General features: G+C 52.7%; 6 protein-coding genes. All 6 read right to left on the bottom strand.

All coding sequences use genetic code 11. The features are described from left to right. From tssE to OCU43_RS03750, 6 genes are read right to left on the bottom strand one after another with little or no spacing between them, the layout of a single operon-like run. Complete coding sequence (tssE, locus tag OCU43_RS03775) at positions 1–420, bottom strand: type VI secretion system baseplate subunit TssE (protein ID WP_091362255.1); 420 nt, start codon at positions 418–420, stop codon at positions 1–3. Between the two features lie 56 nt (positions 421–476). Beyond that, a complete protein-coding gene (gene tssC, locus OCU43_RS03770) occupies positions 477–1,961 on the bottom strand; it encodes a type VI secretion system contractile sheath large subunit (RefSeq protein ID WP_091362256.1) in 1,485 nt (494 codons plus the stop codon). 48 nt (positions 1,962–2,009) lie between these two features. Continuing rightward, on the bottom strand, positions 2,010–2,498 hold the full coding sequence (gene tssB, locus OCU43_RS03765; RefSeq protein WP_091362257.1) for a type VI secretion system contractile sheath small subunit: 489 nt from the start codon (positions 2,496–2,498) through the stop codon (positions 2,010–2,012). Between the two features lie 24 nt (positions 2,499–2,522). Further along, the gene (tssA, locus tag OCU43_RS03760) at positions 2,523–4,169 is read right to left on the bottom strand and encodes a type VI secretion system protein TssA (protein WP_091362258.1); all 1,647 of its coding nucleotides are present in this window, start codon (positions 4,167–4,169) and stop codon (positions 2,523–2,525) included. Between the two features lie 13 nt (positions 4,170–4,182). Then, positions 4,183–4,905 (bottom strand): SapC family protein, encoded by a 723-nt coding sequence (locus OCU43_RS03755; protein ID WP_091362259.1) that lies wholly within the window; start codon positions 4,903–4,905, stop codon positions 4,183–4,185. Between the two features lie 42 nt (positions 4,906–4,947). Next, positions 4,948–20,817, bottom strand: coding sequence for a filamentous hemagglutinin N-terminal domain-containing protein (locus OCU43_RS03750; RefSeq protein ID WP_261832977.1), 15,870 nt, complete (start codon positions 20,815–20,817; stop codon positions 4,948–4,950). Positions 20,818–20,905 lie beyond the last annotated feature (88 nt).

Genomic DNA, 20,905 nt, shown 5'->3' with positions numbered 1-20,905 from the left:
TTATCCGACTACCTTACACAGACCGTCGTTCGCCATCATTGTTTGAAAACGAACCCTGACCGGACTTTCAGGAATCGCCATATGGGCATTGATCTCAAACCTAAGATCGAGTGGGTTATCATCATTTTGCAGATAACGGACCCGGACCCGGTCAAGGCGGGGCTCATATTTTTCAAGCGCCAGCTTGATCGCTTTACGCATCTCAGTCACAGCTTTCATATAGCCGCTACTCATATCCAGATCGTTAAAATCCGGTAAGCCATAATCATCCAATGCGGTCACACTGCCCTGACGTACGTTGAACATATTCTGCAAATGCATCTGAACCGATTCACGCAGCTTATCTTCATTCACATCGAGCGAAAGCTTAGCCCCTTCATCGCCTAGTGCTACGCGTTGTAGAAGCGTGTAGTGCAACATAGCTGTATCCTTACCGCCCTCTGACGAGAGCGGTTCTGTCAAGCATCATTAATCGATCAGGACTTATCCAGCTTGCCCACCAGGGACAGCGTGAAATCAGCACCCATATACTTGAAGTGAGGACGGACATGGAGAGAGACTTTGTAGAATCCTGGCTCGCCTTCTACATCAGACACCTGGATTGAAGCTTCACGCAAAGGTCGTTTGCTGCGAACGTCAGCACTGGCGCCATCCTGATTGGCAACGAACTGGCGGATCCAGACATTCAGTTCCTCTTCCAGATCATTACGCTCTTTCCAACTGCCAATGTTTTCCCGCTGCAATACCTTTATGTAGTGGGCCAGACGATTAACGATAAACATATAGGGCAGCTGAGTGCTGAGCTTATAGTTCATCTCAGCCTGCTTACCCTCTTTGCTGACACCAAAGAATTTAGGTTTCTGTACCGAGTTGGCGGAGAAGAATGCCGCATTATCACTGCCTTTACGGAACGTCAGAGGGATAAAACCCGCTTCGGCCAGCTCGAATTCACGGCGGTCAGAGACCAGTACTTCGGTCGGAATCTTGGTTTCAATCTGTCCCATTGCCTCGTAGTGATGCAGTGGCAGATCATCCACAGCACCACCGCTTTGAGGCCCGATGATATTGGGGCACCAGCGATATTTTGCAAAACTCTCTGTCAGCCGTGTGGCGAACGAGAATGAGGTATTACCCCAGAGATAGTTCTTATGATCGCCAGAGATACTTTCATTGTATTTAAATGCTTTTACCGGATTGTCACTCTCGTCATAGGGCAGACGTAACAGGAAACGGGGCATCGTCAGGCCAACACTACGGGCATCCTCACTTTCACGGAATGAGCGCCATTTAGCGTATTGCGGACCTTCAAAAATTGACGCGATATCGTTCAGGTTAGGCAGTTTCTGGATATCATCCACACCAAAAAACTGAGGAGCGGCAGCAGCAATAAACGGCGCATGAGACATCGTAGCGACACTGGCAACGCTCTGCAGTAAGCTGATATCCGGGGCACTGTGATCAAACTCGTAGTTTGCAATCATGGCACTGACCGGTTGACCGCCGTGCTGCCCAAACTCCGCAGTATAAACCTTCTTGTACAAACCGGTTTCAGTAATATCTGACGCATCTTCAAAGTCCATCGCCAGATCATCTTTGGATACATTCAGTAACTGTATGCGGTTATTTTCCCGAAAGTCTGTGCGGTCAACAACAAATTTAAGCCCACGCCAGGCTGACTCCAGCTTCTGAAACGAGTCATTGTGGAGAATCTCATCCACTTGCAAACTCAGCTTCTCATCGATGGAAGCAATCATCTCATCAACCAGCTGTTTGCGGATGCGATCGCTCTTCTCTCCGGATTTCAAGATCTCAGCTATAAACGCCTGCACCCCTTTAGAGGCAACATCATAAGCTTCGTCTCCGGTTTTCATATTGGTCTGCTGCATGATCTGATCAAGCAGAGACCCTTCGCTGGTTAACTCGACTGCAGCCTGGCCGGCTATCTGTTCCTGTTCTGACATAATTCAATCCCTTACTTCATGGGTCACCGTGTTGTTTCAGTGACGCAATTACTCTTCATCGATGCCCAGTTCAGCCATCAGTTTCTTGCGGGAGTCATCATCTCCCAACAGCTCTTCGATCTGTTTGCGAAACGCAGGTACATTGCCCAACGGCCCTTTAAGAAAGGATAATGCTTCACGCAGCTCAAGAAGCTTTGCCAGTTCCGGCACCTGTTTAACCACTGACTCGGGTTCGAAATCCCGCAGATTATTGAAAGACAGATCAGCTGAGATCTCTGCATCTTCCTCACCTGATAACTTATTTGGCACCGTCATCTGCACACTCAGACGCTGACTGGCCATAACATCAGAGAAGTTATCCTTACTGATATCGATGAGTTCCCGATCCTGCAGATCTTCTTCCTCTTCACGCAGCGTATAATCGCCCAGCATGACAATCTTATTGGGCAGTTCAATCTCTTCCTTGCCATCGCCCGTTGCCGCTTTGTAGACGATATTGATCCGCTCCTTCGGTGCCACTGATCCATCTTTAGCCATGAGTACTCATCCCTCTTATATAAGTTATAGTGCCAGCGCGCTCAGTGGATCCATCAGGCATAACGCCATTCTCAACTGATCCACTTCGTCCTGCTGTTCCTTGGTGTATTTCTGCTTTGCTTGTGTCTGACTGTGGCCACTCAGCAGTAGTTTAATTACATTCAGATAAAGCTCCGGTTCCCATCTTTCCAGGCCGTTCCCCTGCAGCATCTGATGCAACATCTTCAGCTGCGACATAGCCACCTCAAGGTGCCCGGCATCAAAGCAGAGGCGGGCCTGTTGCAGTTGCCAGAAGCAGCGCTGACGTTCACCACGAGCCTGGGCTGCTCCGTCACTTAACCGCTTTAACCCCACATCAAACTGCCCCTTTAAGGCATCCTTCTTGGCATCGTCATAAGCACTAACCCATTCGGGCTCCGCACCTTTGGATGTGTCTGACACCTCGTTATTGCCAGAGGAGTTCAACTCAGTTTCTATCCACGACTGGGTCAACGGATCAATAAACCCTTCGCCGTTAGCAAACTTGTTCATGCTGAACTCAGGAAACCGGGCAAGCAGATGGCTGACATTATGCGCCACCGCAGCGGCGGCGTCTGGCGCGCCCAGTTCCTGCAAAGCCCGATAGACCATACGATGCAGGCCCAGCCAGAAAATCGCACCACCAGCAAAGCTTTTCTCGCACTCCTGAATCAGGACTTGCCAGTTACCCACCTGTTCAAGCGCTTGCAACTCCTGAATTCGGCTGTCAGACGGAATCTTTGGCAGAACACCGGTAGCGGGAAGCTTTTCCAGAATCATCCAGGTACTGGTGCGAAGCAGGTGATAAGGGTAAGGATCGGTAATCCGCTGCTCTCGCAACAGCTGACATATTTTATCGACCGTCCGGTTATTGGTTGTCAGTGCTTTTTCAATATCTGCTGTCGAGGCAACAGACTGTGGCTGGGCTTTAATCGGCTCCGCTGGCGGCGATTTGCTCTGAGATACTGGTTCTGCTGAAGGGGACTCTTTAACTTCCTGAGGGTGCTCCGCAACCGGCTCAGGTTCTGCGGCAATCGGATCATTTGAACCGGCAAGCTGTTTTTTTTCCTGTTCAGCCAGAATGTACTCCGCGTCCTGGCTAAACCGGTTCAGCTGATTTTTAAATTCAAACAGAAATGGCGAGTCATCGGCTAAACGCTGATTAATAGCCAGCTCAAGACGTTTAAACTGCTCGACACAAAGCACCACATCACTGGCACTCTCTGCGTCTATCTGCAGCTCACTGAATGGGCGTTCAAGTTTTTTCACCAACCATTCAAACGCAGCAGCCCGAAGCTTATTAGGTTTTTTTCGCCGGGTTGGAAAAATATTATCCCAGTAGTCTGCTTCAAGCATTGAGGCCAGTAATGCCAGGCCATTCACCAGTCCGGCAAACCCGTTTCTGAAATAAAGTGCAACACTGAGTCGACTGGCAACCCGAAGGTCTTTTGAATGCTCCCGCAGAATAGTCTCTGCAAGCACCTGTACGCGGGTCCAGTCGATAGGTTGAATATCGATCCCCTCGCCTTTCTTTATCTCATCGTCCAGCTCCGAATAGATATCCTCATGCTGGATATCCTGTCCGGTAGGCTGCGACGCACTGATTGGCGTAGCGGCGAGCTTTTCTGCCCAGTCTTGCTCCATAATTCCCATAACCGACCCTGACTCAGCGATCTGACAGGCTTAAGTTAAACAGATTAGAGAAACAGGACAGCGACGCAAGATGCAGATAGATGAGTTCCAGTGCACCTGTTTTATTCAGTTCCTGCAATGCAGAAGGATCCAGCTGCTTCAACCGTTCCCGATTGACTACAAAGAAGCCGTCCAGCTTACGTCCCTTCTCTTCACCCTGTGCGGTAAACGTCGCTTCGGTTGACTCCAGGAGGTCCAACTCGACCAGTTTCTCAGTGAAAATCCGGTTACGCCTGAAGTCCAGTTCAAACTGTTGCAGAAACTGGCTGATCGTCTGTAAATAGCCCGACTGACTTTTATCTTCATTGAACAGAGCGTTCCCACGCCCTTCACGATTACATCCCGGATAGGTTTCATCGATACAGATTGTCAGGTTCTGGCTCTGCTCTGATACTGAGGCAACCGTGAAGGGGTAACGGCGGACATAGGCGGGCAGATAGGGTGCCAACCATTCACCTTCATCATTCACAAATTGATTGTGCCCGGCTTCGGTGCCAACCACAGCAACAGGTGTATACCCTGAGTCTGCTTTTATAAATACGATGGGGTAATGGGATAGCAGTTGACCAAACTCAGAAATCCCAACGGGAATAATATTAGCCGACCCGGCAAACCGGTAATCGGTGATCTCTATGTTCAGGTCGGTATGTGCTGCGGTGCTAACTGCGGTTAGCTGATTATAAAACATCGGAAGCATGTCAAAATCCTTTTAAGTAGTTGCCAGTCCCTGGGCCGATCATTAACCGGCAGCGATCATATCACGCTGTGGCACGGTTAATGTAAATACAGTATCGTATTTTTGCCAGAGATCAAAGAGTTGTTTAAATTTTTCTCTCTGACGAATATATCCAACCGAACGATCACCCTCTTTTATATAGGCAAAAATGTCATCTTTCTGATCTTCGGGCAGCATGATACCGTCACTTTTTACATCAAAGATAATGACAAATTCGTTAAACAGGGCTTCATCTGCACCAAACAGATAGTTAAGAAAATCAATCATGCTGGAGGATAAAACGGTGTCAGTCAGGGCCGAGCGAAACAGTACCGAGGAGCCACTGGTATTCAGTCGCACCGATAACAGGCTCGCCTGAGTGCTAATAAATGCATTGTCACCCAGTAAGCTCAGTGTTGAAGTTGAATAATCACCATTGATGCCACTGAAAGTAAAATCGATCGGATTGTTGGCACTGCCAATATTCTCTCCCGCTCTCACTTCAAGGTGAAGATTATGCTCAACGTCAAGGGTTAAGCCGGTATCAGTAGTGATGCTGCCCAGTTCAGATATAAGAGTCAGATCATCTGCCTGTCCCTTCGAGACATGCATACTATCCTCTTCAATGACGATCACTTTCCGGGCTCTGTTCTGATCCAGCCCAGACACAGCCAGCTTCCCAAAACGGGTTTCTTCACTTAATCCCCAGCTACCCAGATCAATCGTATCATTAGCCTGGAAAGCCCCCAGACCATCGACACTGATGTGACCATTATCTGAGATATTATCGACAGCTGTAACGGTAAGGTTTCCGCTGGTATTCACTCCATTTAGCACAATACTGTTACTGTCCCGGAGGGATGCATTTCTGGCAGTGACCTCTACCGTATTGAAGTCATTAAGCGGGTTTTCAAAGTTCACATCACCCGTGGTATCAGCCAGCAGATTGCCCGCAATGGTTAAAGTCTCGTTAGCCGATATATCGCCGTTTGATTGCAGAGACAGATCACCGTCGACAGTCACTCTCTGCAGAGCAAAGCCGGCATCAGAAACGATATTTAATTCATTCAGCGCCGTATTTAAACCGATATCTCCGGTAGAAAAACCACTTCCATGAACCGTCAATGCATACCCTCCATCGACGGTTCCGATGGCGATATCTTTGCCTGACAGCGTTATATTATTATTCAGACCAACCGCCCCACTGAACAGCTGGTTTTCTGACGTAACGACATCATCGTACAGCTCAGCATTGCCATAAACCGATAAACTTTTCGTATTAATCTCCGATGTCAGTTCAACGTCACTCTGAATTGTCAGACTATGATTACCACTTATACGCCCAAAGGTTATTGCTGAGCCGGTCAGGTTAACGCTATCAATGAGGCTGACTGCACCGCTATAGGACTGTTCGGCAACCGTCGTTATATCGCCTCCCAGAGAGGTTTCACCATTGACGGTCAGACTCTGTGCACTCACTGCATCATAAAAAGCCCCGTTACCGCCAATACGAAGAACCTCAGCATCCACAGTTGCAGTAAAATCAGCATCTCCGCTGACGAGCAGGTCATTCACAGACACCGCACCTGCCAACTCGGCATTACCATCAATTGCCAGATCCTGGGCACCGCTAACACCATTAATGGATACGCTGGAGCCTGACAGCGTCACATCATTCATCAGTTTTACCGGCCCGGCATAAAACTGCGTGCCAGTCGTTGTAACATCGCTGGCCAGATCACTGGCTCCTGCTACAGAAAGATTCTCTGCGATGATTCTGTCTGCAATGGAAGCACTCCCCAGAATACTGATCACTGCAGCATCTACTGAAGATGCTAAAGCTGCATCTCCGCTGACAGACAGGTTATTAACGTCAACAGTGCCATTCAGATTAGCATCACCGCTAATCGACAAGTCCCGCCCTCCAGTCACGCTGTTTGCATTCACCATAGAGGCGCTCAGGTTGATATCGTCCTTCAGGGTAACGGTGCCGGTATAACGCTGCAAACCAGCCGTAGCGATGTCCGCAGCAATATCACTGGTTCCAGAGATTTCCAGACTATCTGCGGTGACCTCATCATTTATGACCGCGTTTCCAGCAATCGCAATAGCACCGGCATCAACCGTAGAAGCCAGATCGGCATCACCACTAATCGTCAGATCATTTACGCTCACTGCACCGTTCAGCAGGGCTGTGCCGTCAATGGCCAGATCATTTGCCCCCTGAACAGACTGGGTGCCGACATCACCGGTCAGCCGAACGTCACCGCTCAGAGTCAGATCGCTCATATAGGTTTGTACGCCTGCATAGATATCCACAGCCAGATCGGTCGCCCGGTTGAAAACAACCTCACTTAAGGCCTCTCCTGCCCCCATATCACCTGCCAGACTGACCTCGGCATCCAGCACCAGACGGTGATTACCGTCCACAGTGCCATCGAAGCTCACTGTTGTTGCAGACAGTGTCGCATCATCGGTCAGCCTGACATTTCCGGTATAGTGCTGCGCATTCACTGTGGTGACATCTGCTCCCAGATCAGTGTTACCTGAGATGGACAGACTATCGGCTTTAACGACATCCCCGATAACACTGTTGCCGCCAATCACAATATCACCGGCGTTCACAGTAGATGCAAAGGCGGTATCCCCTGTTACCGACAAGTCTTTAACAGAAACCGCATCTTGTACATCCACATCACCGACAACATTGAAATGATGAGCCCCGGAGATTGCCTGAGTGGTGACCGCAGACCCTGTCAGCGTCACCGCCTGATTCAGGGTGATTGCGCCCTGGTAATCTTGCGTTGCCGTTGTACTGATATCGGCCCCCAGATCCGTGGTACCGACAACCTCCAGACGGGTTGCGTTAATCCGGTCTTCAATAATGGTGTTACCGCCCAGATAGATATCCTGGGCATTAACCGCAGCGCCGATGGTCGCATCGCCGTCAACGGTCAGATCATTGACTGACACCACACCCTGAAGATCAGCGTCAGCGGCGACGGTCAGATTATATGGACCTGAGACCTGATTCGCGCTGACTTTAGTACCCGACAGTCGGACAGCCTTGCTCAGGGTGACTTCACCGGTATAGCTCTGGCTGCCAACAGTGGCGATATCGGCTCCCAGATCGGTGGTTCCGCTAATGGCCAGAGTCTCTGCGGTGACCAGATCGTGAATCGTTGTGTTGCCGGCAATTCGGACGTCCCGGGCCTGCACTGTCGATGCAAAATTTGCAGCGCCGCCAACCGACAGATCACTGACGGATACTGCGCCGTTCAGATCGGCATCACCGCTCACTATCAGATGATGAGGCCCGGTCACGGATTGTGCACTGACATCACCGGCCAGGGTGACATTGCGGCTCAAACTCAAACCGCTCATATAAGTTTGCACACCTGCATAGATATCCACAGCCAGATCGGTCGCCCGGTTGAAAACAACCTCACTTAAGGCCTCATCTGCCCCCATATCACCCGACAGATTAACGACGGCATCCAGCACCAGACGGTGATTACCGTCCACAGTGCCATCGAAGCTCACTGTTGTTGCAGACAGTGTCGCATCATCGGTCAGCCTGACATTTCCGGTATAGTGCTGCGCATTCACTGTGGTGACATCTGCTCCCAGATCAGTGTTACCTGAGATGGACAGACTATCGGCTTTAACGACATCCCCGATAACACTGTTGCCGCCAATCACAATATCACCGGCGTTCACAGTAGATGCAAAGGCGGTATCCCCTGTTACCGACAAGTCTTTAACAGAAACCGCATCTTGTACATCCACATCACCGACAACATTGAAATGATGAGCCCCGGAGATTGCCTGAGTGGTGACCGCAGACCCTGTCAGCGTCACCGCCTGATTCAGGGTGATTGCGCCCTGGTAATCTTGCGTTGCCGTTGTACTGATATCGGCCCCCAGATCCGTGGTACCGACAACCTCCAGACGGGTTGCGTTAATCCGGTCTTCAATAATGGTGTTACCGCCCAGATAGATATCCTGGGCATTAACCGCAGCGCCGATGGTCGCATCGCCGTCAACGGTCAGATCATTGACTGACACCACACCCTGAAGATCAGCGTCAGCGGCGACGGTCAGATTATATGGACCTGAGACCTGATTCGCGCTGATCTTAGTACCTGACAGCCGGACAGCCTTGCTCAGGGTGACTTCACCGGTATAGCTCTGGCTGCCAACAGTGGCGATATCGGCTCCCAGATCGGTGGTTCCGCTAATGGCCAGAGTCTCTGCGGTGACCAGATCGTGAATCGTTGTGTTGCCGGCAATTCGGACGTCCCGGGCCTGCACTGTCGATGCAAAATTTGCAGCGCCGCCAACCGACAGATCACTGACAGATACTGCGCCGTTCAGATCAGCATCACCGCTCACCACCAGATGATGAGGCCCGGTCACGGATTGTGCACTGACATCACCGGTCAGGGTGACATTGCGGCTCAAACTCAAACCGCTCATATAAGTTTGTACGCCTGCATAGATATCCACAGCCAGATCGGTCGCCCGGTTGAAAACAACCTCACTTAAGGCCTCATCTGCCCCCATATCACCCGACAGATTAACGACGGCATCCAGCACCAGACGGTGATTGCCATCAACCGTACTATTAAAATCAATGGTTGTAGCTGATAGGTTAGAATCATTGCTCAGAGTAACCGCACCTCCGAACACTTGTCCGGCCACCGTGGTGATATCTCCCCCCAGATCGGTGGTTCCCTGAATAACCAGACTCTCAGCGGAAACTGTATCGCCTATAACACTGTTGCCGCCGATATTGATATCCCTGGCATTGACAGTGGATAGAAACGCCGTATTACCCGTGACACTCAGATCATTAACAGATACAGCACCTTTCAGATTTGCATCACCGGTAATAGTCAGATCTTGTGCGCCACTGATATCAGAAGCCGTGATCGTGGTGCCCTTGAGAATAACAGTATCACTCAGTGCTATAGCACCGTTGTATACCTGAGTGCCAGTGGTGGTAATAGCGGCGGCAAGATCACTGGTTCCGGACACGATCAGAGTTTCAGCGCTTACCGCATCTGAAATGGAAGTATTACCGTCAATATTGATAGCCCCGGCATCTACCGTAGCCCCAAAATCAGCATCGCCACTCACCAGAAGATCATGAACAAACACGGCGCCCTGCATAGCTGCATCACCATCAATGGTAAGATCCCGTGTACCCGTCATGCCTCCTGCGGTAATTGTTGTGCCTGAAAGGGTGAGATCGTTATCCAGAGTCACAACCCCGGCATAACTCTGCGAACCGGTAGTGGTGATATCCGCAGCGAGTATTGCATCGCCACCCACCACAAGACTGCCTGCGGTAACGGTATCCGACGCAGCAGTATTACCGGTAATACTGATAATATCGGCAATCAGAGTTGATCCAAAAGCGGCGCTGCCATTAACTGACAGATTATTAACATCCACCGCGCCTTGAAGATTCGTATCACCGTTCAAGGTCAGATTATGGCTGCCTGCCACACCATTAGCTGTGATGCTGGAGCCAGTAAGAGTGATCTCATCGCCCAGTGTCACAGCCCCCCCATAGCGCTGTGCACCTGTTGTCTGAATATCGGCACCCAGATTACTACTGCCGCCAACCGTCAGACTATCAGCGGTTAGCGCGCCTTCAATCAGAGCATTTCCACCAATACTCATAACGCTGGCATCAACGCTCGCGGCAAATGCGCCGTCCCCACTGACGGTCAGGTCATTCACTGACACCACACCCTGCAGATCGGCATCACCATTAACCATCAGATTATGGGGCCCAATCACCGATTGAGCCGTAATATCACCATTAAGAACAGCATCATGATTGAGGGTCAGATCACTCATGTAGGTCTGCACCCCGGCGTAGAGATTACCAGCCAGTTCGGTTGCCCGGGTAAAGACAACTTCGCTCAGTTGTTGCCCCCCCCCTACATCTGCAGACATATTCACAACAGCATCCAGTACCAGCCGGTGATTACCATCCACTGTGCTGTCAAAATTGATGGTTGTTGCTGACAATACCGCATCCTGTGTCAGCGTAACTGCACCGCCATATGTCTGCGAGGCAACCGTACTGACATCTGCGCCAAGCTGCGTTTCTCCGGAAATCGTCAGACTCTCGGCAGTCACTGTATCGGTAATGGCAGTATTACCACCAATCGTAATAACTCCGGCATCTACGGTAGAGGCGAAATCCGCATTGCCACTGATGGTCAGATCTTTGACGGATACAGCTCCATGCTGGGCAGTGTTGCCCGAAATAGCCAGATTATGAGCGCCCGTCATACCGTTGACATCGATGCCACTCCCGGTGAGAGTAATTGCCTTACTGAACCGCAAGACACCATTATATGCCTGAGCACCGGTGGTGGTGATATCGGCAGCCAGATCACTGGCTCCGTCCACTACCAGACTATCGGCCATAACACTGTCCACGAAGATGGCATCACCACCAATAGTGATCCCTCCCGCATCCACTAATGATCCCAAACGGGAATGACCGCTCACTGAGAGATCAGCCACAGCGACATCCCCATCCAGGTCGGCATTGCCATGAATAACTAAGTTATGTAAACCGCTAACAGACTGGGTTGTAACCTCTCCTGTCAGCAGGACATCCTGACTAAGGCTCATATGATTCAGATAGGTCTGTACATCTGCCGAAATATCTGCACTCAGATCAACCGCTTTATTAAAGACTATTTCATTAAGTTGTTGATTACCGCCAATACGCCCTCCCTGACTAACTTGTGCGTCCAGGAACAAGCGATGATTACCATCAACCGTACTGGCAAAGTCGACAGTGGACCCGGTCAGTCTTACATCGCCGGACAAAGAAACAGGCCCACCGTAAACCTGGCCGGCGACTGTCGAGATATCATCACCAAGATCGGTTGAGCCTGTGATGGATAAGCTATCTGTCGAAACAACATCATTCAGATCAGCATTACCGTCAACCGTCAGGCTAAACGGGCCATTTATCATCTGCGCAGTGACATTGCCGCCCAGCGTAACATTGTCTGTCAGTACCAGGCTGTCCATAAAGGTCTGAGTGTCCGCATTGATATCAACCCCCAGCGTTGTCCCCTGATCAAAGACAATCTTACTCAGCGACTGGGTTGTACCGATATCTCCGGTCAGATTAACGGCAAGTGCATCCAGCTCCAGCCGGTGAGCGCCATCAACGGTGTTATCGAAATTAACCGTACTCCCCCTCAGTACCGCATCGCCGTTGAGGGTCACTGCACCCATATAGGTCTGATCGGTGATGGTAGTGACATCCGCCCCCAGATTGACGGGGCCCGAAACATAGAAGCTCCGGGTATCAATAGCACCATCGATGAGGGCTGCACCATCGACTGTAAAGTTATATGCTCCGCTAACACCATGAGAGGTGACCGAAGCGCCCTTCAACACAACATCATTACCCAGCAACAGCGTGCCGCCGTAGCTCTGGGTACCACTGGTATTAACATCAGCAAACAGCTTACTATTACCCTGGATATCCAGGCTGCTGATATCAACCAGGTTGTTTAAATCAGCATCTCCTGACACAGTCAGAGCAAACGCACCGTTTACTGTCTGCGCAGTAACATCACCCGTCAGGGAGACTTTGTCACTCAGCGTCAGACTGTCCATAAAGGTCTGAGTGCCAGCAATAATATCGACCCCCAGCGTTGTCGCCTGATCAAAGACAATCTCACTCAGCGACTGGGTTGTACCAATATCTCCGGTCAGATTAACGGCAAGTGCATCCAGCTCCAGACGGTGAGCGCCATCAACGGTGTTATCGAAATTAACAGTATTCCCCTTCAGTAGCGCATCGCCGGTGAGGGTCACTGCACCCATATAGGTCTGATCGGTGATGGTAGTGACATCCGCCCCCAGATTGACGGGGCCCGAAACATAGAGGCTCCGGGTATCAATAGCACCATCGATGAGGGAGGCACCATCGACTGTAAAGTTATATGCTCCGCTAACTCCATGAGTGGTGACAGAAGCGCCCCTCAACACAACATCATTACCCAGCAACAGCGTGCCGCCGTAGCTCTGGGTAGCACTGGTATTAACATCAGCAAACAGCTTGCTATTACCCTGGATATCCAGGCTGCTGATATCAACCAGGTTGTTTAAATCAGCATCCCCTGACACAGCCAGAGCAAACGGACCATTTATTGTCTGCGCAGTGACATTACCCTTTAACGATACATTATCGCTCAGCGTCAGACTGTCCATAAAGGTTTGAGTACCCGCATTGATATCAATCCCCAGCGTTGCCCCCTGATCAAAGACAATCTCATTCAGCGACTGGATGGAGCCGATATCCCCGGTCAGATTTACAACAGGTGCATCCAGTTCCAGTCGGTGAGCACCATCAATAGTATCGCTGAAGATAAGACCAGCACCCGTCAGTAATGTATCTCCGGTGAGAGTCACTGCGCCCATGTAGACCTGGTCTGCAATAGTAGTGACATCTGCCCCCAGACTAGCTGGCCCCGTAACATCAAGACTCCGGGTATCAATAGCACCATCGATGACGGCGGCACCATCCAGAGTAAGGTTATACGCTCCGCTGACTCCATGAGTGGTGACCGAAGTGCCCCTCAGCACAGCATCATTACCCAGCAACAGCGTACCGCCGTAGTTCTGGCTGCCACTGGTATAAACACCGGCAAACAGTTTGCTATTACCCTGGATATCCAGGCTGCTGATATCAACCAGATTGTTTAAATCGGCATCCCCTGACACCGTCAGAGCAAACGGACCCTGTACTGTCTGCGCAGTGACATCCCCCGTCAGGGTAACGTTGTCACTCAGTGTCAGACTGTCCATGAACGTCTGGATACCGGCGGTGATATCCACGCCCAGTGTCGCTGCTTTATCAAAGACTATCTCGGTCAGCCCGGTGGCCCCGCCAACAGGCCCCGACAGCGTGACGCTATCGGCATCCAGTTCCAAACGCTGGGCACCGTCGACGGTGTCATTGAGCGTGATCGCAGCACCCACTCCGGTCGCGCTCAGCACGGCATCACCGCTCAGGCTTACCGCACCGGTATAGGTCTGATCCGTTGCGGTGGTGACATTCGCCGCCAACGCCGTAGTACCAGTGATCGCCAGGCTATCCGCATTCACGGTATCGCCGATCACTGCATTCCCCCCAATCACCACCGTGCCTGCCGTCAGAGCCGCATCAAAGCCGGCATCAGAGGTGACACTCAGGTCATTGATAGCGACGATTCCATGGCTATTCAGCGGGCCCGTCACTGACAGATTTTTATTGCCGCTGATCGCTTGTGTGGTGACATCCCCTCTCAGGGTAACGTTGTCACTCAGTGTCAGACTGTCCATGAACGTCTGGATACCGGCGGTGATATCCACGCCCAGTGTCGCGGCTTTATCAAAGACTATCTCGGTCAGCCCGGTGGTCCCGCCAACAGGCCCCGACAGCGTGACGCTATCGGCATCCAGTTCCAAACGCTGGGCACCGTCGACGGTGTCATTGAGCGTGATCGCAGCACCCACTCCGGTCGCGCTCAGCACGGCATCACCGCTCAGGCTTACCGCACCGGTATAGGTCTGATCCGCTGCGGTGGTGACATTCGCCGCCAACGCCGTAGTACCCGTGATCGCCAGGCTATCCGCATTCACGGTATCGCCGATCACTGCATTCCCCCCAATCACCACCGTGCCTGCCGTCAGAGCCGCATCAAAGCCGGCATCAGAGGTGACACTCAGGTCATTGATAGCGACGATTCCATGGCTATTCAGCGGGCCCGTCACTGACAGATTTTTATTGCCGCTGATCGCTTGTGTGGTGACATCCCCTCTCAGGGTAACGTTGTCACTCAGTGTCAGACTGTCCATGAACGTCTGGATACCGGCGGTGATATCCACGCCCAGTGTCGCGGCTTTATCAAAGACTATCTCGGTCAGCCCGGTGGCCCCGCCAACAGGCCCCGACAGCGTGACGCTATCGGCATCCAGTTCCAAACGCTGGGCACCGTCGACGGTGTCATTGAGCGTGATCGCAGCACCCACTCCGGTCGCGCTCAGCACGGCATCACCGCTCAGGCTTACCGCACCGGTATAGGTCTGATCCGTTGCGGTGGTGACATTCGCCGCCAACGCCGTAGTACCAGTGATCGCCAGGCTATCCGCATTCACGGTATCGCCGATCACTGCATTCCCCCCAATCACCACCGTGCCTGCCGTCAGAGCCGCATCAAAGCCGGCATCAGAGGTGACACTCAGGTCATTGATAGCGACGATTCCATGGCTATTCAGCGGGCCCGTCACTGACAGATTTTTATTGCCGCTGATCGCTTGTGTGGTGACATCCCCTCTCAGGGTAACGTTGTCACTCAGTGTCAGACTGTCCATGAACGTCTGGATACCGGCGGTGATATCCACGCCCAGTGTCGCTGCTTTATCAAAGACTATCTCGGTCAGCCCGGTGGTCCCGCCAACAGGCCCCGACAGCGTGACGCTATCGGCATCCAGTTCCAAACGCTGGGCACCGTCGACGGTGTCATTGAGCGTGATCGCAGCACCCACTCCGGTCGCGCTCAGCACGGCATCACCGCTCAGGCTTACCGCACCGGTATAGGTCTGATCCGCTGCGGTGGTGACATTCGCCGCCAACGCCGTAGTACCCGTGATCGCCAGGCTATCCGCATTCACGGTATCGCCGATCACTGCATTCCCCCCAATCACCACCGTGCCTGCCGTCAGAGCCGCATCAAAGCCGGCATCAGAGGTGACACTCAGGTCATTGATAGCGACGATTCCATGGCTATTCAGCGGGCCCGTCACTGACAGATTTTTATTGCCGCTGATCGCTTGTGTGGTGACATCCCCTCTCAGGGTAACGTTGTCACTCAGTGTCAGACTGTCCATGAACGTCTGGATACCGGCGGTGATATCCACGCCCAGTGTCGCGGCTTTATCAAAGACTATCTCGGTCAGCCCGGTGGTCCCGCCAACAGGCCCCGACAGCGTGACGCTATCGGCATCCAGTTCCAAACGCTGGGCACCGTCGACGGTGTCATTGAGCGTGATCGCAGCACCCACTCCGGTCGCGCTCAGCACGGCATCACCGCTCAGGCTTACCGCACCGGTATAGGTCTGATCCGCTGCGGTGGTGACATTCGCCGCCAACGCCGTAGTACCCGTGATCGCCAGGCTATCCGCATTCACGGTATCGCCGATCACTGCATTCCCCCCAATCACCACCGTGCCTGCCGTCAGAGCCGCATCAAAGCCGGCATCAGAGGTGACACTCAGGTCATTGATAGCGACGATTCCATGGCTATTCAGCGGGCCCGTCACTGACAGATTTTTATTGCCGCTGATCGCTTGTGTGGTGACATCCCCTCTCAGGGTAACGTTGTCACTCAGTGTCAGACTGTCCATGAACGTCTGGATACCGGCGGTGATATCCACGCCCAGTGTCGCTGCTTTATCAAAGACTATCTCGGTCAGCCCGGTGGTCCCGCCAACAGGCCCCGACAGCGTGACGCTATCGGCATCCAGTTCCAAACGCTGGGCACCGTCGACGGTGTCATTGAGCGTGATCGCAGCACCCACTCCGGTCGCGCTCAGCACGGCATCACCGCTCAGGCTTACCGCACCGGTATAGGTCTGATCCGCTGCGGTGGTGACATTCGCCGCCAACGCCGTAGTACCCGTGATCGCCAGGCTATCCGCATTCACGGTATCGCCGATCACTGCATTCCCCCCAATCACCACCGTGCCTGCCGTCAGAGCCGCATCAAAGCCGGCATCAGAGGTGACACTCAGGTCATTGATAGCGACGATTCCATGGCTATTCAGCGGGCCCGTCACTGACAGATTTTTATTGCCGCTGATCGCTTGTGTGGTGACATCCCCTCTCAGGGTAACGTTGTCACTCAGTGTCAGACTGTCCATGAACGTCTGGATACCGGCGGTGATATCCACGCCCAGTGTCGCGGCTTTATCAAAGACTATCTCGGTCAGCCCGGTGGCCCCGCCAACAGGCCCCGACAGCGTGACGCTATCGGCATCCAGTTCCAAACGCTGGGCACCGTCGACGGTGTCATTGAGCGTGATCGCAGCACCCACTCCGGTCGCGCTCAGCACGGCATCACCGCTCAGGCTTACCGCACCGGTATAGGTCTGATCCGTTGCGGTGGTGACATTCGCCGCCAACGCCGTAGTACCAGTGATCGCCAGGCTATCCGCATTCACGGTATCGCCGATCACTGCATTCCCCCCAATCACCACCGTGCCTGCCGTCAGAGCCGCATCAAAGCCGGCATCAGAGGTGACACTCAGGTCATTGATAGCGACGATTCCATGGCTATTCAGCGGGCCCGTCACTGACAGATTTTTATTGCCGCTGATCGCTTGTGTGGTGACATCCCCTCTCAGGGTAACGTTGTCACTCAGTGTCAGACTGTCCATGAACGTCTGGATACCGGCGGTGATATCCACGCCCAGTGTCGCGGCTTTATCAAAGACTATCTCGGTCAGCCCGGTGGTCCCGCCAACAGGCCCCGACAGCGTGACGCTATCGGCATCCAGTTCCAAACGCTGGGCACCGTCGACGGTGTCATTGAGCGTGATCGCAGCACCCACTCCGGTCGCGCTCAGCACGGCATCACCGCTCAGGCTTACCGCACCGGTATAGGTCTGATCCGCTGCGGTGGTGACATTCGCCGCCAACGCCGTAGTACCCGTGATCGCCAGGCTATCCGCATTCACGGTATCGCCGATCACTGCATTCCCCCCAATCACCACCGTGCCTGCCGTCAGAGCCGCATCAAAGCCGGCATCAGAGGTGACACTCAGGTCATTGATAGCGACGATTCCATGGCTATTCAGCGGGCCCGTCACTGACAGATTTTTATTGCCGCTGATCGCTTGTGTGGTGACATCCCCTCTCAGGGTAACGTTGTCACTCAGTGTCAGACTGTCCATGAAGGTCTGGATACCGGCGGTGATATCCACGCCCAGTGTCGCGGCTTTATCAAAGACTATCTCGGTCAGCCCGGTGGTCCCGCCAACAGGCCCCGACAGCGTGACGCTATCGGCATCCAGTTCCAAACGCTGGGCACCGTCGACGGTGTCATTGAGCGTGATCGCAGCACCCACTCCGGTCGCGCTCAGCACGGCATCACCGCTCAGGCTTACCGCACCGGTATAGGTCTGATCCGCTGCGGTGGTGACATTCGCCGCCAACGCCGTAGTACCCGTGATCGCCAGGCTATCCGCATTCACGGTATCGCCGATCACTGCATTCCCCCCAATCACCACCGTGCCTGCCGTCAGAGCCGCATCAAAGCCGGCATCAGAGGTGACACTCAGGTCATTGATAGCGACGATTCCATGGCTATTCAGCGGGCCCGTCACTGACAGATTTTTATTGCCGCTGATCGCTTGTGTGGTGACATCCCCTCTCAGGGTAACGTTGTCACTCAGTGTCAGACTGTCCATGAAGGTCTGGATACCGGCGGTGATATCCACGCCCAGTGTCGCTGCTTTATCAAAGACTATCTCGGTCAGCCCGGTGGTCCCGCCAACAGGCCCCGACAGCGTGACGCTATCGGCATCCAGTTCCAAACGCTGGGCACCGTCGACGGTGTCATTGAGCGTGATCGCAGCACCCACTCCGGTCGCGCTCAGCACGGCATCACCGCTCAGGCTTACCGCACCGGTATAGGTCTGATCCGCTGCGGTGGTGACATTCGCCGCCAACGCCGTAGTACCAGTGATCGCCAGGCTATCCGCATTCACGGTATCGCCGATCACTGCATTCCCCCCAATCACCACCGTGCCTGCCGTCAGAGCCGCATCAAAGCCGGCATCAGAGGTGACACTCAGGTCATTGATAGCGACGATTCCATGGCTATTCAGCGGGCCCGTCACTGACAGATTTTTATTGCCGCTGATCGCTTGTGTGGTGACATCCCCCGTCAGGGTAACGTTGTCACTCAGTGTCAGGCTGTCCATGAAGGTCTGGATACCGGCGGTGATATCCACGCCCAGTGTCGCTGTTTTATCAAAGACTATTTCGGTCAGCCCGGTGGTCCCGCCGACAGGCCCCGACAGCGTGACGCTATCGGCATCCAGTTCCAGTCGCTGGGCACCGTCGACGGTGTCATTGAGCGTGATCGCAGCACCCACTCCGGTCGCGCTCAGCACGGCATCACCGCTCAGGCTTACCGCACCGGTATAGGTCTGCGATCCATAAGTGGATACACCTGCCCCCAATACGATCTGGGCTGGAACATCTGGATTAACTGGAGTTGCGTTTGCGGATCCTGCAATAAAGCTCATGTCACCACTACCGATATTGCTGATACTGGCATTAATGTTAATATCATCACCAGCCTCAAGGGTGAGGCTATTAGATGTATTAAGGTCTACAACTGATTCTACAGAGATATCATCATGAGCCTGCAGGGTGAGATCACTATTGGATAACAGCTTAATAATTGTATCGTTATCAATGACATTTTCAGCGCCACCAAATTCAAAATCCTCTTTAACAATTCCCGGTGCATCTGGATCTATGCCATCATCTGTAACAATAGTGATATTTTCAGGATCCAAAAGCAGTTGCCCATGATGACCTGTTGCAGCGCTTAAGTCAGCATCACCGTTGAAACGCAAGGAGTCCTTACCTGATACCTCCGCAAAGCCACCATGACCTGACTCACCCTTTCCACGGGCGCTGATTTTCCCCTGATAGGAGGTATTTTTATCAGCCCAGACAATCACCCGGCCGCCATCGCCATCAGTGGTTGCATCGGCCTTAATGTCGACATCCTTACCAACAAAAGTATCGGAGGCATTGGAGATATCCGGATTCTTACCCTGAAAATCACCACCGATACGAATCGTACCGCCGCCGGTCTCTCCGGAAGCATCAACAACAGCATTACCCGTCAGGGCGACCCGGTCACCCAGCACATCGATGTCGCCGCCCCTGCCATCGACAGAGGTAGCCACCAGAGTCCCGCTGTTCACGGTATCCCCGCCTTCACCGACCAGACGGATAACACCTCCTTCATTGCTGACCCTGCCAGCACGGATCACACCGGTGTTATTGACAACATGGGTAAAGACATCCCGGGCGGCTTTAGCAGTCAATAGGACTTCACCGCCCTGCGCTTGAATCACGCCACTATTAACGACCGCATCACCGGACCCGGCAGTCGTCTCTTCATCAATGCGTAACTGGAGTAAACCGTCGCCATCAAAATCGATCGTGACTGCACGACCTGAGGCAAGCTCAACATGCCCTTTTTCGGCAATAATGACTCCCTGATTGTCAACCTGACCGGCAACCAGAGCAACCGATCCACCGGTGGCCGCCTGAATCAGCCCCTTGTTAACGATCACTCCCGTGCTGTTGCTGCCATCCAAAATCAGCTTTCCGGACTGGAAGGCGGCATCATCTACATCAAGCGTTGTGGCAACAAAGGAGTTAACATCCACCTGAGAGTTGGGACCAAACACCATCCCGTTTTGGTTTTGCAAAACCATCAGTTTCAGGTTTGCATTCCCCTCGATGCGCCCCTGAATATCGGACGCTTTGACATCCTGGATTTTGTACAGAACAGAGGAACCGGAAAGCTGGGCATTGTGCTGCAACAACTCATTTCCGGCCAGATCCAGTCGAGAAACAGTCGCAACCATCACTTTACTGTTCTGGGTGACGACCGTCGTTTTAGCGTCAGGCCTTGCAATGCTGCCCGAACCGGAAGAAACATTAAAATTATCAACCGCTGCATGCGCCCCGCTGAAAAACATGAAGGAGCCAGCGCTTGTCGCGCCAATCGCTTTAATTACCTGAACAAGCGGTTTCAGTTTCCATTCCATGGAGCATATCCCTTTTAACGTTTCAACCAGATTGGCAACATTGCCAAGTTTAGTAATTTATTGCAGAGCTTTTTCGTATTCAGTCAGA

This window comes from Amphritea atlantica (assembly GCF_024347255.1).
Lineage (GTDB): Bacteria > Pseudomonadota > Gammaproteobacteria > Pseudomonadales > Balneatricaceae > Amphritea > Amphritea atlantica.
Note: the sequence above shows the minus strand (reverse complement) of the source record. Positions and strands in the feature narration are given on the sequence as shown.

Excerpts from the sequence above, each read along its gene's own strand:
- tssE (WP_091362255.1), bottom strand. The coding sequence starts at position 420 with ATGTTGCACTACACGCTTCTACAACGCGTAGCACTAGGCGATGAAGGG.
- tssC (WP_091362256.1), bottom strand. The coding sequence starts at position 1,961 with ATGTCAGAACAGGAACAGATAGCCGGCCAGGCTGCAGTCGAGTTAACC.
- OCU43_RS03750 (WP_261832977.1), bottom strand. The coding sequence starts at position 20,817 with ATGGAATGGAAACTGAAACCGCTTGTTCAGGTAATTAAAGCGATTGGC.
- tssA (WP_091362258.1), bottom strand. The coding sequence starts at position 4,169 with ATGGGAATTATGGAGCAAGACTGGGCAGAAAAGCTCGCCGCTACGCCA.
- OCU43_RS03755 (WP_091362259.1), bottom strand. The coding sequence starts at position 4,905 with ATGCTTCCGATGTTTTATAATCAGCTAACCGCAGTTAGCACCGCAGCA.
- tssB (WP_091362257.1), bottom strand. The coding sequence starts at position 2,498 with ATGGCTAAAGATGGATCAGTGGCACCGAAGGAGCGGATCAATATCGTC.